This window comes from Vibrio hepatarius, assembly GCF_018860525.1.
Classification (GTDB): Bacteria; Pseudomonadota; Gammaproteobacteria; order Enterobacterales; family Vibrionaceae; genus Vibrio; species Vibrio hepatarius_B.
The window spans coordinates 70556-88816 of record NZ_JAHKPM010000065.1 but is presented as its reverse complement, the minus strand read 5'-3'; the positions used below and the strand labels follow the sequence as shown (position 1 = coordinate 88816).

The window sequence follows — 18261 nt, the reverse complement described above, 5'->3', positions numbered from 1 at the left end:
TGAATTAACTTTCCTGTTGCATTGCTTCGAGCGTCTCCCAACGCTCAAAAGCAATCTCAAGCTCCTGCTCTAAAGCAGCAAGCGTATCTAAAATTGGTTGTGTTTCTTCTATAGGCTTAGAGAAGAAATCTGGAGAATTCACCTTCTCTTGAGTTAACTCTATATCAACCTCTAGCTGTTCCAATTTTGCTGGTAACTCTTCAAGTTCGCGTTGAAGTTTATAAGATAACTTCTTCGTTTTGCTTGATATTGGTTTAGTTTTAAGAGGTTGTTCAATGCACTTTTCAGATTGAATTTGCCCTTTAGAGTTGCGAGCTTTTCGGCTTTGATCACGTTGTTGCTGCGCATCATGGTAACCACCGACAAACTCTTCAACCTCACCTTCACCTTCAAAAATCCAACTTGTCATTACTGTGTTATCAACAAACTGGCGATCGTGGCTAACTAAAAGCAAGGTGCCCTGATAATTGGCAAGTAAATCTTCCAAAAGTTCCAATGTTTCAATATCGAGATCGTTAGTCGGTTCATCTAATACTAGTAAGTTATTGGGTTTTAATAAGATACGAGCAAGTAATAGTCGATTTTTTTCTCCACCGGACAATGCTTTGACAGGTGTCCTTGCTCTTTGGGGAGCAAATAAAAAATCTTGAAGATAACTCAAAGCATGCCGCTGACGACCACCAACCATGACTTCTTGTTTACCATCAGCCAAGTTATCAATCACAGACTTTTCTGGATCTAATAGCTCTCTATACTGATCAAAGTAGGCAACTTCTAACTTGGTTCCACAATGTAGCCTACCAGAGTCAACTTGGAGATCGCCTAATAATAACTTAAGTAAAGTGCTTTTACCGCAGCCGTTTGGACCGATAAGAGCAATACGGTCACCACGCATTATATTGAATGAAAAATTGTTAACGATTTGTTTCCCATCGATGCTAAAGGAAATGTTTTCAGCCTCAAATACGATTTTACCTGAACGAGACCCATCATCTATTTGAATTTGAGCTTTTCCTAGAACTTCACGGCGATCTTTACGTTCTTCGCGCAATTTTTTGAGCGCTCGGACCCGGCCTTCGTTACGTGTTCGTCGTGCTTTGATACCTTGTCGTATCCATACTTCTTCTTGAGCTAGTTTTTTATCAAACTCAGTGTTCTGCATTTCTTCAACACGCAGCATTTCGTCTTTCTCAACAAGGTAATTTTCGTAATCCCCTGGGAATGAAACTAGCTTACCGCGATCTAGATCAACAATACGAGTCGCCATTGACTTAATAAATGCTCGATCATGGGAGATGAAAATTATCGACCCTCGAAAATCTTTTAAAAAATTCTCTAACCACTCAATCGTTGTTACATCAAGATGGTTTGTAGGCTCATCGAGTAGTAAGACATCAGGCTCTCGAACTAATGCTCTCGCTAATGCAGCCTTGCGCTGCCATCCTCCAGATAATTCGGTAAGCTTTGTATTGCCATCAAGTTTGAGTGCTGCTAGCACATTTTTGATTCGCTCCTCAAAACGCCAACCACCTGAATGTTCAAGTTGTTCTTGTATCTGTGTTAGTTTATTAATATTTTTATCTGTTGGTTCGACAGCGATCAAATCCAACAAATCTTGATAGATCTTTAATTGTTCACCAGCTTCAGCAAGGCCACCTGCGACATAATCAAATACAGTACCATCCTGATTTCGAGGTGGATCTTGTTCAAGGCGTGAAATGACCACGTCTTGTGTAACGTTAAGTCTGCCATCATCAAGAATAACTTCACTGGCTAAAATCTTCATTAATGTTGACTTTCCAGCACCATTTCTACCTACCAAGCAAACACGTTCGTTTTCTTGAAGGTTAAAGTCCGCATGATCAAGCAAAGGATGATCGCCATAAGCTAGCAGACCATTATTTATGGTAAGTAATGCCATTATTCTCTAACCACGTTTGTAATTGTTGTAAATCGAAAGGCCACTTAAGTTCACTATTATTGATGCTCAATACCGGGATTGTGACGCCGTAACGACTAAATAAATCATCATCGAGTGCAATGTCTACAGTATCCACCATATGGTCGATATTGAGCTGTTGACAAAGACTATTAGCCAATTCACAAAGGTGACATCCTTCAGTGCTGTATAGTGTGACCATCTTTAATTCCATTAATTGCTATGAGAAACAATCCAGCAATTGTGGATATGCTTGTTGCGAGAAAAATCGAGCGGCAGTGTTAGTGCAGAGATATTTTGTACGTCTAGATTTAGCTCTTTCATTGAATCCATGTCCATTTTAAATTGTCGCTTATTATTTGAAAAAACGATTTTTCCTTCAGGACGAATAAGTCTTTTGAGATTTTTCATCAAATGGATGTGGTCTCGCTGAACATCAAAAGTTTGTTGCATTCTTTTTGAATTGGAAAATGTGGGTGGATCAATAAATATCAAATCAAATTGGGAATTTGTTGTTTCCAACCATTGTAAACAGTCAGCTTGCTCAAATCTATGTTGACGCCCTATCTGGCCGTTGAGTTTCATATTCTCTTGAGCCCATTCTAGATAAGTGTTCGACATATCGATTGTCGTTGTTGACTTCGCTCCCCCACAAGCGGCGTGAACTGTTGCAGAACCAGTGTAAGCAAATAGGTTCAAAAAATCTTTACCTTGAGCCCATTGTCCAATTTTTTGACGTGTCAGCTTGTGGTCGAGAAATAAGCCAGTATCTAAGTAGTCATGCAAGTTAACAATAAGATCAACTCCATACTCAGACACAGTCATAATTTGTGATTGTTGCGATAATTTTTGATACTGTGAGCGCCCTTTTTGCTTCTCACGCACTTTTAAGACAACTTTATTTGCATCAGTTCCAGTAACTTGAATTGATGCACGGATAATATCGGTAAGACGAAGTTTTGCTTTTTCCTCAGGAATGTTTTTTGGTGCAGCGTATTCCTGTATAACTAGATGGTCTAAGTAAACATCAATGGCTACGTTATATTCTGGAAGATCCGCGTCATAGACTCGGTAACAATCTAATTGCTCTTTCTTTGCCCATTTTGCAATCTTGGCAATATTTTTTTTAAGGCGATTTGAGAAATCAGGGGCTATTGCAGGTTGTGTGACACTGTCACTGGTGGATGAGTTAACCTTACTGGAAATAGCATAATTTTTTTGGTGACAGGGTAATGAGCCATTATCGAGTTTGTATTGTTTGTCTGCCCTCATACGTAAGCAACTCAGTAACTCTTCGGAGCTTGAAAAAATTGAAGCCTTACAGCCTCTAAACTCTGACTTTAATTGAGCTCCGAATGCCGTATAAAGTGCGATCAAGCCAGGGTGTGTGCCGAGTCTTTCACCATAAGGAGGGTTTGATACAATAATACCTAAATTGAAATCGGATGGACGTTTTAATTCACTGGCATCTTTGAGCTCAAAAGTAATTAATGAATCGACTCCAGCTCTACGTGCATTGTCTTTTGCTGTTTGAACCATGCCCGCATCATTATCGAAACCATAAAACTTAGTGTCATTTTTTTTGACACCTTTTCTACCTTGAACTGATGCCTCTGTTTTAATTTCTGTCCAAGTCTGTGCTTCAAAGTCTTCTAAAACTTCAAAGCTAAATTTCTCACGCTTGATTCCTGGCGCGATATTCGAAGCGAGCATTGCAGCTTCAATAAGAAGTGTTCCTGAGCCACACATAGGATCTAAGAGAGGCTCCTGCATATCCCAACCAGAACGAAGAACTAGCGCTGCTGCAAGAGTTTCTCTCAATGGGGCTTTTCCTGATTCGAGTCGATAACCTCGCTGGTGAAGACCGCCACCTACCATATCTATACCCAGTAATGCTTTATCTTTATGGAGTCTTAAGTGAACTCGAAGATCTGGCTGATCTTTGCTGATCGATGGCCTTGGTAAACCTGTTTTATTAAAGCAATCCACTATTGCATCTTTTACCTTCATCGCGCCATATTGGCTATTGCGAATTTCTCGGTTAGTTCCCTTAAAGTCAACAATAAACTTGTTTGAACTATGAAATTGTTTAACCCAATTTACTGCCGAACTCGCAAGATATAAGTCCATATCATTATTACAAGTAAACTCCGACAGAATTCTAACAAATCGAGATGCTAAGCGGCTCCATAAGCAGCAGCGATAGACTTGTTCATTAGAAGCACTAAATTTTACTCCAGCTTGAACAGGCTTGGCGTTTTCTATCCCTAGTTTACTTAATTCTTCAACTAACAGGTTTTCTAGTCCGTTGGATGTAACCGCAAGATATTGATGCATAGTGTTCTTAAATAAATGGTAAAGACGGATGATTATACCTGCATCATCCACATTTGGTTAGCCTATTCCTTGCTATTCTTCTAATGAAAGCCCCTGAGTGGGCAAAAAACAACCATAATTTTGCTTAGGCAACCCCTATGACAATATCAGATAGTCTGGTGCTGTTTTATTTCAAAAAATATTGATTTTTTATCAAATAGTCAACCAAAACCTGAAGTGTCGTGGTAGTAAATACTTATTCACTACCATTTTGGTATATACCAGATGGCTTTATTCTGGTTATTTAGTTACAAAAATGAGCTAATAGAGGAATACTTGAGGTTTTTGGGCGATACGGCAAGCTATTTTTACCTTATTTATTGATAAAAATAGTGATTATTTTTTACTGATTTGTTAAGTAAGGGATCTTAAATTAAAGAAAATCGGCGCTTAAGCCGATGCAGAAGTGAAACCAAAAAAATGAAAAGAGTTAACTCACCAATGCTATTGAGTGTGATGGTTGGGTTAAAGTTTGGTTTACTATAGACATTCGGTCATGCATAACTTTAATTGCTTGACCGAATTGAAGAGACTTTTTGCCGTCTAGAACAAAAGGGGCTATATCCACCAATGCACACAAGCTGGCATTATCCCCTACTTCCAGCACGATAAAATAGCCTTCACTATGGTTGTTTAAAAGCTTTATAAAGTCGCCTTCTTCAGGCGATTGTTCACCGCAGGCTACAGGGTTAAAAAACCAACTTTTGGGCTGAACAGGCTTGTGAAAGCGTTTAGCCGATACGCAGTATAGTGCTAGCTCTGCTTGTCTGGGTTCTGAAAGATTAAGATGTGAGATCTGTTCTTTATATGTTTGGAAAGCAGAAGCATCATCGACTGAAAATTCATTTATACCAATTGCGCAATCTACAACCAATTTTTTTGACATGTTTGTCCTGAAAATGATGTCGTCACCAAGATCCAGCATCAAGTGCTGTTGTGTGTCATCGTAATACCAAGTCCACTTATCGCTCGGTTTAAGCATCATTTCAATCTCGTATAAAATTCAATTTAAGGTAAACAAAACTCTTACCCAAAAATACTGCTAGTCAAATTTTATGTACTATGTAATGAAAAAAAAGAGGAAATGAGTAATCATTTCCTCTTAAAAAATCCAAGTAAATACGTTTATTTCATAGTGACATTGTCACATATTTCAACTAAAGATTTTTGACGATATCTCGAACAAGTGTAGGGCCATGATATATAAATCCAGAATATACCTGGATCAGCTGAGCTCCTGCCATCATTTTCTCTTTAGCAGCGACAAAAGAGTCAATGCCACCTACTCCGATGACTGGAATTTTATCTTTTAGTTTGTGGTGTAAAAGGCGAACAACCTCTGTACTTCTAGACTGAACGGGTCGCCCACTTAAGCCCCCTGCCTCATCCGCATATTTCATTCCTTCAACAATACTACGATCAAGTGTGGTATTGGTTGCAATGACTCCATCCATTTTATTTTTTATTAATGAATCACAAACTTGGTTTATTTCATCATCGCTCAAATCAGGAGCAATTTTTAATGCGAGTGGGACATATTTTTGGTGTTTATCGGTTAGTTCTGTTTGTTTTTGTTTTAAATCTGATAGAAGCTCGTCTAATGCATTACCGTATTGGAGCGATCGTAATCCTGGAGTATTAGGAGAAGATATATTGACAGCAATATATCCAGCATGCTGATAGACCTTATCCATGCAAATTAGGTAGTCTTCTGCCCCCTTTTCAATCGGAGTATCTTTATTCTTACCTATATTAATCCCAAGAATACAGTTAAAGCTTGCCTTCTTTACATTTTCAACCAAGTTATCTACACCCTGGTTGTTAAAACCCATTCGATTAATGATCCCTTCTGCTTCTATTAGTCGAAATAGCCGCGGCTTTTCATTCCCTGGTTGAGGTTTAGGTGTCACTGTTCCAACTTCAACAAAACCAAAACCCATAGCATCAAAAGCTTCTATACACTCGCCATTTTTATCTAAACCGGCAGCAAGTCCGACAGGGTTGCGGAAAGTGATTCCCATACATTCTACTGGGCGGTTAGGAAGTTGTTGGCGGTACATAAGATCAAGAGGTGTACCTGTAAAACGTTTAAAGTTTTCAATTGCAAGATCATGTGCCTTTTCGGCATCAAGTTGAAAAAAGCCAGTTCTGGCTAGACGGTAAAGCATTGTGCCTCCGATAGAAAAAAGCCCCGTACGAACGGGGCTATATTATTTACTGTTTTACCGCATAATTCAATGAAAGATAAATACTACTCGTTAGCTGCACAATTTAAGTTGAGTAACATTAACTCACGTAATGCAACTGAGAACTTAGCAAATTCATGTACTGATCCAACTTTGAATTCGTTAAGAATGTTTTCCCATCTGTGTAATGATACTTCGTTACTAGAGATCCATTCATCAAGTGCTTTCATCACATTCAAATCCTCAGGAACGCAGTTACAACTTAGTACTTGGCCAGTAAGCTGACGTTGCTGCCAATCCAGATCTTCTCGAAATGCCGCACGAGCTAGTGCTTGCCAATTGTTATCTACCGCTTGAGCATTGATTTGGTTTAGGAACCAATGTAATGACAATCTATCACCCAAGTTAAAGTAAAGTTTGGCTACTTGTTCAACTGAAATGCCTTTCTCACGAGATACTGTTGAGATATCCAATACTGAATAAAGGCTGGATAGACGTGACACGTAAATGGCTGTTTCTGGAGTGACTCCTTGATCAATCCAAGACTGCGCCATCTGCTTATGTTCTTCAACTTCAGCAGGTACAAGTATACTATTCAGCTTAGCGTTGATATTCTCTACATCACCTTGATAAAGTTCAACAAGAGCTTTCACACACTGCCGACCTGTTCTATTACGCAACACCCAACGAGACAAACGTCGCATTGTTCTGCGTACATAAAACATCATGTCATACTGAGCATCCGTAGAAGCCTTATTATCAAGAGCACGTAGTGATGTTAGAACTTTGTCTAAACCAAAAATCTCGCGACAAGCTGCGTAAGCATTAGCAATATCGACTATGTGTGCGCCAGTTTCCTCTTGCATACGAGTTACATAGTTACAGCCCATTTCATTAACCATTTGATTTGCTAATGCAGTCGCTATAATTTCTGCACGCAATGGGTGACTATCCATTTGCTGGACATAGTCACATCGTAATTTAGTTGGGAAATAGTTAACTAATTGTTGAGCATGGTAGTCATCATTGGAAATATCATCATGAACTAGATCCTCTTTCAAAACCATCTTGCCATAGGCAACGAGGACAGCTAATTCAGGTCTGGTAAGGGCTTGGCCAAGTTTCTCTCGTTCTAATAAGGTCTCGTCGTCTGGGATATGCTCTAAAGCGCGATCAAGATGGCCTGCTTTTTCCATATCATGAATGAAACGAATTTGCTCTTTAACTAACCCCGTGCCACGTTGTTCAGTTACTGAAATAGATTCAGATTGGCAATACGCGTCATCTAATACAATTTCGCCAACTTCATCCTCCATTGACTCTAGGATTTTATTGCGTTGTTTAACGGTTAAATCACCATTTGCAACAAGTCCATTGAGGAAGATTTTGATGTTAACCTCATTATCCGAACAGTCTACCCCACCAACATTATCGACAAAGTCGGTGTTTACCCGGCCACCTGTTAGTGCATACTCAACTCTACCTAATTGAGTCATACCAAGATTGCCGCCTTCACCCACAACTTTAGCTCGTAAGTCTCGACCATCTATGCGTAATACGTCGTTTGCACGATCTCCTACGTCAGTATGAGTCTCGGTTGCAGACTTCACATAAGTCCCGATCCCACCGTTCCACAAAAGATCTACTTCCATTTTAAGAAGCATTTTAATCAGTTCATTCGGCGCTAAAGACGTTTTTTTAGTACCTATCATCTTTTGGATTTCAGGAGTTAGCGAAATCGATTTAGCGCGCCGTGGGAATATACCGCCACCTTTTGAAATCAATTTGGTATTGTAGTCTTCCCAGCTTGAGCGAGGGAGTTTGAATAAGCGATCACGCTCTTTCCAAGTTTTCGCAGAGTCCGGATTTGGATCAATAAAAATGTGCAGATGGTTAAATGCGACTTGGAGACGGATATGCTTTGAAAGTAGCATCCCATTACCAAATACATCACCCGCCATATCACCTACGCCGATTACTGTGAAATCAGTTGTCTGACAATCGATCCCCATTTCTCTAAAGTGGCGTTTTACAGATTCCCATCCACCTTTAGCTGTAATACCCATAGCTTTATGGTCATAACCATTAGAACCACCGGACGCAAAGGCATCACCGAGCCAGAAATTATATTCATCAGAGACTGAGTTCGCTAAATCTGAGAAGGTTGCAGTACCTTTATCAGCAGCAACAACCAAATATGGGTCATCTTCATCATGCCGGACAACATTTTTAGGTGGACTAACCTCACCTTCAACAATGTTGTCCGAAACATCAAGTAATGCGCGAATAAAGCGTTTATAGCATCGTTGACCTTCGGCAAAGATTTCATCTCTACCACTCAAAGTGTGCTGGCGTTTACAGACAAAGCCACCTTTTGCTCCCACAGGTACAATAACGGTGTTTTTAACTTGCTGAGCTTTAACTAAGCCAAGAATCTCGGTACGAAAATCTTCTTGGCGATCTGACCATCTCAACCCACCACGTGCAACTTTACCGCCTCGCAAGTGCACACCCTCAATATCAGGTGCATAAACAAAGATCTCAAACGCAGGAACTGGCTGTGGGATCTCAGGTATTTCGCTTGGTTTCATCTTTAAGGAAAGCCAAGGTTTGGGTTGTTTGTTCGCATCTAATTGATAATAGTTTGTTCTCAAGGTCGCAGTGATCATTTCCATATAACGACGAATGATACGATCATCATCAAGGCTTTCAACATGATCGAGTTGCTCTGTCATGGACTTAATCAATTCAGTCTGACCTTTTTGACTGCCTTTATATTTAGGGTCAAAACGCTTCACAAATAAAGCTACTAAACATCTTGCTAATTCAGGGTAATGGCTGAGGGTTTCCTCTATATACTGTTGACTAAATGGGAAACCAACTTGGCGCATATATCGCGCATAAGCGCGAAGGATAGAAATTTCACGACCAGTAAGTGATGCTCCTAAAACAAGTCTGTTGAATCCATCACTTTCTAGATTTCCAGCCCAAATTGCGGCAAATGCTTGCTGAAAGCGATCTCGAGCTTCACGAAGATCAACGGTTTTTTCGCTTTTGTGTAGCATTGAGAAATCTAGGATCCAATATATATGACCGTCTGCTTTGCGGACTTCATATGGTGATTCACCAATCACACGTAGTCCTAAGTTTTCAAGCATTGGCATAACATCGGATAGGTGAATAGGTTCATCACGGTGATAAAGTTTGAATCGTACGGATTTTGAGTCTGAGGCTAGTTCTTGAGGCCGATAAAACAGCATACCTAGCCGATTATCATCACTGAGTGATTCTATACGTTCAATGTCTGCTAACGCCGAACCAGGTAAAACGTCTTCTTTGTACGAACGGGGAAAAGCATGTAAGTATTCTTTTGCTAAAGGAAGTCCTTTACTTTCACCAAAATTCGCTACAATCGAATCAGAAAGACGATCGTCCCAAGTTGAAGATGCTTCCATTAAATTTTGCTCGATCATTTTCACGTCTACATCCATGTTGTTGTTATCAACACGAACAATGTAATGTGTCCTAGCAAGCGGACTCTCAGAGAAGTAGGTGGTAAACTCTACTTCGTTATCACAACCAAAATATTGCTTGAGTATTTGTTGAGTTTTACGTCTTAGCTCAGTGTTGTATCTGTCTTTTATTACGTAAACCATACAACTAAAGAAACGACCAAATGGGTCTTTACGAATAAACAAACGTAGCATGTCACGATCTTGCATCTGAACTACGCCCATCCCCACTTCCAACAGCTCATCCTCATTTGCCTGAAGTAGCTCATCACGAGGATAATTTTCGAGGATATTATGTAAAGCTTTAAATGCGTATGAACCTTCACGGTATCGGCTTGATACCAATATACGTTCAACTTTCTCGCGTATGAGAGGAATGCTTTCCACACTTTGGTTATAGACAGCTGATGTGTAAAGGCCTGTGAATCTGTGCTCACCAACAACCTTACCGTCTTTGTCAATCTTCTTGATACCAATATAATCGGTATAGGCTGGTCTGTGAATACGTGAAGGCGTGTTACCTTTAGTCATGATTAGCAGGAAGGGTTTTTTTGCCTCAAGGCGTGCCGAATCTGGGAATTCAGACAACTTAACGCTGCGCACACGGTGACGGTTAGCAAATAAGCCTAAACCTTTATCAGCAGTCGGCCTTAGCTCTGTATCACCGTCAACATGTACAAGGTCATACTCTTTATACCCCATAAATGTAAAGTTATGATCGCCTAACCATCGTAGAAATTTAACGGTCTCTTCATAACGGTTGCGATCGGTTTTTATATGGTCTTTCTGAGCTTCAACTTGGTTTGTAACTTCTTCAACTTTTTCTACCATGAGTAGCCAATCATGAACCACTAGAGCTGTATCTGATATGATTTTCTCAAGTTCTTCACGTAAGGAAGTCATGGTTTCTTTTGCACTAAGTCGGTCAACTTCCATATGGAAAAGGGATTGAAGCGTACCTTTGCCCTTATTAATGCCAGTTATATCACCTACTTTATTACGTTCGATCTGTGTTGGACCATGAAGCATCAAGTGGGATGCTAAATCCAATCGACTCAAGGCCATTTTCACAGAATCAACTAAGAAAGGGCTGTCCGGAACAACAATTTCTACAATGGTGTGGGTGGATTGCCATCCTTGACGACTAACAGTTGGGTTAAACACTCTCACTGAAACTTCGTCAGCTTTCTTTTCATTTATATGGTGCCAAAGGCTAATTATCGCACCATAAAGATCAGATTCATTCCTTTCGACAAGGTCGTCATGAGAGATATTGCTAAATAAATGCTGAGCAAGTTGAGTGACAAGGGGTTGATGAGCAAGCTCGAGTTTGTCTTGAATCAGTTTGTAGACCTTTTCAAGCAGAACCGGCATCAGAGTTTCACGCGCGGTCATAATCACACTCCACAATTCGAATTTTATGTATTTTTGAGGGCTGTTGTAAGCATAGTGCTTAACACGGGTAATGCCGCTTTATTGTAAAAGCTTTATTGACAAATAGTTAATTCTTTTAGGAGTAGTAAGAGGTGAAATGTTTAATAATGTGACTAAGGTTCTATTTAAAGTCACATAGAATCAAGTGCTCACAGCATTTCCAACTTTATAAACTTATTGTTTTGGTCAGTTGTCAGACGAAAACGCCCATTGAGACCTATTTGGCTAAGGAAAGGTCTGAACCTAGTAGCAGGTAATTGCAAACGCAAGCCTTGATCTGTAACAACCAGAACATTACTTGCAGCCCCATTATAGTGTGCTAGGAAGGATTGATATGAGATGTTGAGTGAAAAATAGTACTGATACATTCTAATTTATACGTTACAAAGTGTTTTTTGGATACGCCTCTTTCTATGGATACAAAGCAGCAGCAAACGATGCCACTGCTTTGTGACAAACCTAAGAATCTAATGCATTATTTACCTTTTCATAAAGATCATTGGCTAAATTATCCATCGATTTAAGCTTTTCTAGTTCTGTTTTAATAAGGTTTTGACGAACCTCATCATATTTGCGGTACTTAAGTAATGGATCAATTAGGCGAGAAGCAACTTGAGGGTTGCTATTGTTCAACTCTCTAAGGACCTCACCAGCAAACTGGTATCCTTCACCTGATTTTGAGTGGAAACGAACAGGGTTCATATTGAGAAACGATCCTATAAGGCTCCTTACTCTGTTTGGGTTTTTAATACTAAATGTCTCATGATGCATGGTTGCTTTAATCACTTCTAACGCATTCTTTTCAGGGTTACTTCCTTGCAGTGCAAACCATTTGTCCATGACAAGGCCATCATGCTTCCATTTTTCACTGTAGTCTGCAATCAGCTTTTCTCGACATTCAAGTTGAGCACTATTTGCGGAACTCATAGCTGCAATTGTATCTGTCATGTTGTTTGCTGAAAAATATTGCTTCTCAATTAAAGTATTTCCTTGCTGTGTGTAAGCTAGATACGATAGAGCTGTATTACTCAAGGAGCGTTTACCTATTGATTTATGGGAGATTGTATATCGCTTTTCTTTTAAACTGTAATAAAGCGCGCTAAATTCATCTTCAAGAGCTTTTGCAAGTGTAATTTTGATTTCTTTCAGAACCTGTGCGATGGCGTCTACATCTACTTGATTGTACCAGCCAGAAACTTCGTTATGACTTGGAAGTGCCATAATTTCAGCAATGAGTGCCGGCTCTAAAGTATCTGAAAGTAATACCCCACGAAATGCATCTATTAAAGAAGGAGGTAATTCAGTATTTTTACCCGCTTGAACCTCATTCACATTATGACGAATATACTTAGCCAATAACATTTGCCCGGCATCCCAACGCGAAAACTCGTTATTAGCGTGTACCATTAAGAAAGCGAGTTCTTCATCGCTGTAATCATATTCCAAAATAATTGGAGCAGAAAAATCGCGTAGTAAAGAAGGTATTGGTTTTTCTGTTACTTTTTCAAAAACAAAGGTTTGTTTTGCTTCAGTAATATTTAAAACGTTATCGATTAAATTTCCATTACAACGTAACTCAATGGCTTCTCCATTTCCATTATATAGCTCTATATTTAGTGGAATATGCAATGGCTGTTTATCTTGCTGATCAAATGTTGCTTTAGTGTTTTGAGACACAGTTAAAGCATATGTCTTTTTAGTCGCATCATATTCAGTTTCTATCGATACTCTTGGAGTTCCTGATTGGCTATACCACAATCTAAATTGCTGTAAGTTAACACCAGATGCATCTTCCATTGCAGAAACAAAATCTTCACATGTTGCTGCGGTACCATCATGACGGTTAAAGTACAATTTCATACCTTGCTGAAAACGGTCTTCACCAAGTAAAGTATGTATCATTCGTATAACTTCACTGCCTTTCTCATAGACGGTTAGAGTGTAAAAGTTATTCATTTCAATAACTTTTTCAGGGCGGATTGGGTGCGACATTGGACTGCCATCCTCGGCAAACTGTGGGCCACGGATAATACGAACATTGTTTATTCTATTTACAGCTCGAGAGCCCAAATCTGAGGAAAATTCCTGATCTCTAAATACAGTTAGTCCTTCTTTCAGGCTCAGTTGGAACCAATCTCGGCAGGTAACACGATTCCCCGTCCAGTTGTGAAAATATTCATGACCTATGACGGCTTCTATACCTAGATAATCATTATCAGTAGCAGTCTGCTCATTGGCTAGAACAAACTTTGAATTAAAAACATTTAGGCCTTTATTCTCCATTGCACCCATATTGAAAAAATCAACCGCAACAATCATGTAGATGTCCAAGTCATATTCAAAATCGAATCTTTCTTCATCCCATTTCATAGAGTTAATCAAGCATGTCATCGCATGAGATGCCCTATTAAGGTTACCTTCATCCACGAAAATTTCGAGTTCGACATTATGTCCTGATTTAGTCACATAATTATCTCGAAGAACATCAAAGTTGCCTGCTACTAAAGCAAATAAGTAAGCAGGCTTTGGATGAGGGTCTTGCCACTGTACCCAGTGCCGACCGTTATCGAGTGATCCCTTTGCTATACGGTTTCCATTGCTTAGTAAAAATGGATACTGTTCTTCTTCAGCAATAACTTTAGTTGTGTACTTTGCTAGGATATCTGGACGATCTAAATAATAGGTAATTCTTCGAAAACCTTCTGCTTCGCACTGAGTGCAAAATGCACCGCCTGATTTATACAAACCTTCCAAAGCCGTGTTAGCCTCAGGATCTAACTCTGTAACAATTTTTAGCTCAAACTCTTGCGGAAGCGATGAGATAAGGAGGCCACCTTCTACTTCCTCATACCTAGTCCACATTTCTCCATTTATATCAATGCTTACTAACTTGAGGTGTTCACCATCAAGATGGAGGGTATTATTTTCTTTGAGCTGCTTTATCTTAGAGGTTGCCGTAACAAGCGTGTTATTATCATAAAGGTCAAAAATAAGATCGAGTTCGGTAACGGTATGAGATGGGGATGAGTAATCTTTACGGTATTTGGCTTGAGGTGTTTGAGACATATCTAAGTCCTTCTGACTAATTTGCAAGTAATACCAGGTCTTTTAACAAAATGTGCAGACTGCATGCTCTTCCGCTGAACATGTGTTCTTTGAAACAATATTTCTGCTACCTAGCTAATTGGGAGAAAGAGAGTCTAGGACGGTATCTTAGTATAAAAGATTTTATATTGAGCGCTAGAGTTTGGTTCTTTCAATGAGATCTAGCTTAACCTGAGAATAAAAAAAAAACGAGGCATTATATGTCAATACCTCGTTCATAACTCATACAAATTGAGTCTACTAATCGATTACCTTATACGATTAAGTACCGCATAAAGTGCTCCTTCTTCCATTTCCAAAGTCAGTATATCGCTATTTAGACTATATCTAGTTTCGTGTTCACCGTTTTCGTAAAGCAGAACAAGATGTTCACCTTCAGTATAATAAACACCTTTGTGGATCGCTTCGGCGCCCTCTTCATTACTGACCCTAAACATGAATACAAAATCAGGTTGTAAAATCAAATCCATTTGTTCGACTTCACTAGCCACAAATTCATGCCCACTCAGCTTAGCGCTTGACCACATTCCTGCTAGCGAATTTGATAGTGCTTTAGTGAAAACAACACCATTCAAATTTAGCATGTTATGGTTGCTCGAGTAATCATATATCTGAGGTTCTTCGGTATTGAGCCCGAGAATAAGAGTATCTTCATTCGCCGTGTATAGACCTTCCCAATGATCAACGGAATAATCTCGCTTTTGAATATCAATTTTGAAGCTGTAGTTAGAATCTAAACTCAGCTTAATAGCTAAAAAGTTTTCTTCTGATTGTTCTGGGTTAGGATTTACAAGGTACCAGTCACCGAGTAAAAATGGTTGGTCAAACTGAGTTAAATCACTGTTGTCGTGGACTTCATTAGCAAGGCAAGGCAGACTAAAACATATAAGCAAAACACCAATCCATCTCATATTGCACCTCGCTCTTTTCTTTAAGCTTAGGCACTGAAGACCAATTATGCGAAAATTACGACCTAGGTCACGCTAAATGAAAAAAAAACGAGCCTATTATCGGCTCGCTTATGCTTATTTTTGTAATTAATTAAATCACTTTTTTTGGTGAAAGCTTTAGTAAATCAACCATTATCGCAACTGACTCATCGAGATAAACATCTGGTGCCTCATAATCTTTCGGAATATCCTCTAGAGACTCGAATGACTTTTCGCCATGAGAACTTTGCCTCTGATTTATTCGCGTTAGACGTGCGTTATCAGCTTTATCACTCTCCTGTTTACGTGCTTTTTCACTAAGTGATAAAGTATTGTCATCCTTTTCAGCTTTATACTTTGCAATATCTTCTGAGATGAATTTGAATTCAGGCTCAGTTGAAACTCGCGATTGATGATTGGAATTAAGCTTTTTAATTAACTTATCGTTACGCTGTAACACTTTGTAATTTGCTTTGTCAATACTATCCCAAGGCAAAGCATTATCTTCAACACTTTCACCTGTTTCACTATGAATGATAGGCGTTGGATATGCTATGTCAGGTACGACACCTTTATTCTGAGTACTTCCACCATCTATACGGTAGAACTTTTGAATCGTGTATTGGACATAGCCTAACTCTTTATCAAACAAATCGTAGATATGGTTGAGGGAGCGGTGCTGCTGTACAGTCCCTTTACCAAAAGAGTTTTCACCCAGAATAATAGCTCGTCCATAGTCTTGCATTGCCGCCGCAAAAATTTCTGAAGCTGATGCGCTGTAGCGATTAATCAGAACAGTCATTGGGCCATCGTAGCTAATTTTACCATCTGTATCGCTATTTACATTGACTCTTCCATAGCTATCTCGAACCTGGACAACAGGACCGCTGCTAATAAAAAGACCAGATAATGACGTTGCTTCAGTTAGTGCCCCACCTCCATTGTTACGCAAATCGACAATAAGACCATCTATGCCTTTCTCTTTCATCTCGATAATGAGCTTATCTGTATCTTTAGCAAGGCCGACGTAAAAGCTTGGTACTTCCAAAATACCAATTTTTTTACCGTTTTTTTCTACTATATCCGATTTAACGGCTCGATCTTCTAGCCGAATTTTATCTCTTACTATAATGACAGTTTTAGTTTTTGCATCTTTCCCTTCTGGCAAAACTTGTAAGTTAACCTTAGTGCCTTTTGGACCTTTGATAAGCTGCACAACATCATCCAAACGCCAACCGATGACATCAACAATATCTTCTCCGTCTTGACCGACCCCGATAATGCGATCGCCTTCATCGAGCTGTTTACTTTTAGATGCAGGTCCGCCAGCAACCAACGAACGAATGACAGTATAGTCATCGGTCATTTGTAATACGGCACCAATGCCTTCCAATGATAAGTTCATTTCGGTTTGAAATTGTTCTGCATTTCGCGGTGAAAGGTAACTTGTATGCGGGTCAACTTCTCTGGCAAATGCATTCATATACAACTGAAATGCATCTTCATTATGAGTCTGACTAAGACGTTTCAGTGCATTATTGTAGCGCTTGCTTAGAACATCTTTAATCTCTTTCCAATCTTTACCGGCCAGTTTCAAATTTAAAGCATCATACTTAACTCGTTTTCTCCAAAGATCATCGAGCTCTTTAGTATCTTTGGGCCAAGCTGATTTACTCCGATCTAGCTCTATAGTTTCATCGATATCAAACTTCATCTCTTTATCTAGCAGGGATAAGGCGTAGACGAAACGTTGATAACGGCGCTTAAGAGACATATTATAGACATCAAAAGCTATCTGATTGTCCCCAGATTTCAATTGATCATCTATATTACCACCCCACTTCTTAAATGATTTAACATCTGCTTGAGTGAATATGTTGCGGTTAAAATCCAGAGATTCAATATATCTCTGAAATATAGCCTCAGAAAATTCATCATTTAAGGTAAAGTGCTTATAATGGGAACGAGTAAAGCGAGATGTAACTCGTTTACTTGCTGTAGAGTGTTGAGCTTCAGGGGCTAACACTGGTAGATCGTCTAAAGCAACATTGGCTTTAAGCGCATAGGCTGAAGATGCTGCCAGCCATAAGCTAGCAGCAATCAGCGACATTTTTGAACGGCATTTCATGCGTAGGAGTATCTCCTTTATGCGCGTAGGTGCTCCGCTTTTACAACCATTTGTAGGCCATTAGGCAGTTGAACACGCACATCTTCCTTATTAACTTCAACAATGGTTGCAGCCATATTCCCTTTGCCCATATTGACATTGACTTGATTACCAATGGTAATTTCTTCTACAGTCAGAGCACGTGTATCCTTGGGACTATTAACCTTGTTGTTCATTTTATTTTGTTGTGGACGATTTTGTGGCTTTTTATTTGCCGGTTTCGCTTTCGCCTTACCTTCTTCTCTTACTTTCTGAGCTTGCTCTTTGCGACGAGCCTGCACTTTAGCTTTACTTTCAGCTAATGCTGTTTTTGCATGCTCAACATGCTCTTCCTCTAACTCACCAGCTGGATTTCCATCTAGATCAACACGAATAGCACCAGCTTTAACACCATGTAGATAACGCCATGAAGAAGTATACTGTCTCAATGCTGCACGAATCTGAGTTTTACTCACTTTTTGGTCATCAGTAAGACGTTCCGCAAGATCTTGAAAAATACCAATTTTGAGCGGCTTTGCTTCACCTTCTAAAGTAAAGCACTTAGGGAAACATTCAGCAATATACGCAATCACTTCTTTGCTATTTTTTAACTTTTCAGTGTTTTCCATGAGGG

11 protein-coding genes are annotated in these 18261 nt (G+C 39.4%); all 11 read right to left on the bottom strand.

Translation table 11 applies throughout. The annotated features are described in order from the left end of the window. Positions 1 to 4 precede the first annotated feature (4 nt). Positions 5 to 1921 (bottom strand): ABC transporter ATP-binding protein, encoded by a 1917-nt coding sequence (locus tag KO511_RS19535; protein ID WP_215989064.1) that lies wholly within the window; start codon positions 1919 to 1921, stop codon positions 5 to 7. Continuing rightward, entirely contained in the window at positions 1899 to 2141 is a 243-nt protein-coding gene (locus KO511_RS19530) for a glutaredoxin family protein (RefSeq protein WP_215989063.1), read from the bottom strand. Before KO511_RS19530 ends, KO511_RS19535 begins: the two co-directional genes overlap by 23 nt. Before the next feature lie 11 nt (positions 2142 to 2152). Next, a complete protein-coding gene (rlmKL, locus tag KO511_RS19525) occupies positions 2153 to 4276 on the bottom strand; it encodes a bifunctional 23S rRNA (guanine(2069)-N(7))-methyltransferase RlmK/23S rRNA (guanine(2445)-N(2))-methyltransferase RlmL (protein WP_215989062.1) in 2124 nt (707 codons plus the stop codon). A 469-nt stretch (positions 4277 to 4745) separates the two neighbouring features. Then, the gene (locus tag KO511_RS19520; RefSeq protein WP_215989178.1) at positions 4746 to 5297 is read right to left on the bottom strand and encodes a cell division protein ZapC; all 552 of its coding nucleotides are present in this window, start codon (positions 5295 to 5297) and stop codon (positions 4746 to 4748) included. A 175-nt stretch (positions 5298 to 5472) separates the two neighbouring features. After that, positions 5473 to 6483 carry a quinone-dependent dihydroorotate dehydrogenase gene (pyrD, locus tag KO511_RS19515; RefSeq protein WP_215989061.1) on the bottom strand — a complete coding sequence of 337 codons (1011 nt, stop codon included), beginning with the start codon at positions 6481 to 6483 and terminating at the stop codon, positions 5473 to 5475. An 83-nt stretch (positions 6484 to 6566) separates the two neighbouring features. Beyond that, positions 6567 to 11408, bottom strand: a complete 4842-nt coding sequence (locus tag KO511_RS19510; protein WP_215989060.1) for an NAD-glutamate dehydrogenase — start codon at positions 11406 to 11408, stop codon at positions 6567 to 6569. A 188-nt stretch (positions 11409 to 11596) separates the two neighbouring features. Then, positions 11597 to 11815 (bottom strand): DUF2835 domain-containing protein, encoded by a 219-nt coding sequence (locus KO511_RS19505; protein WP_215989059.1) that lies wholly within the window; start codon positions 11813 to 11815, stop codon positions 11597 to 11599. 91 nt (positions 11816 to 11906) lie between these two features. Next, a complete protein-coding gene (gene pepN, locus KO511_RS19500) occupies positions 11907 to 14513 on the bottom strand; it encodes an aminopeptidase N (RefSeq protein ID WP_215989058.1) in 2607 nt (868 codons plus the stop codon). A gap of 287 nt (positions 14514 to 14800) precedes the next feature. Continuing rightward, on the bottom strand, positions 14801 to 15463 hold the full coding sequence (locus KO511_RS19495; RefSeq protein ID WP_215989057.1) for a hypothetical protein: 663 nt from the start codon (positions 15461 to 15463) through the stop codon (positions 14801 to 14803). A 130-nt stretch (positions 15464 to 15593) separates the two neighbouring features. Then, positions 15594 to 17609, bottom strand: coding sequence for a carboxy terminal-processing peptidase (gene prc, locus KO511_RS19490; RefSeq protein ID WP_215989056.1), 2016 nt, complete (start codon positions 17607 to 17609; stop codon positions 15594 to 15596). A gap of 17 nt (positions 17610 to 17626) precedes the next feature. Next, positions 17627 to 18256: an RNA chaperone ProQ gene (proQ, locus tag KO511_RS19485; protein ID WP_215989055.1), complete on the bottom strand. Its 630-nt coding sequence runs from the start codon at positions 18254 to 18256 to the stop codon at positions 17627 to 17629. Between the last annotated feature and the right edge of the window lie 5 nt (positions 18257 to 18261).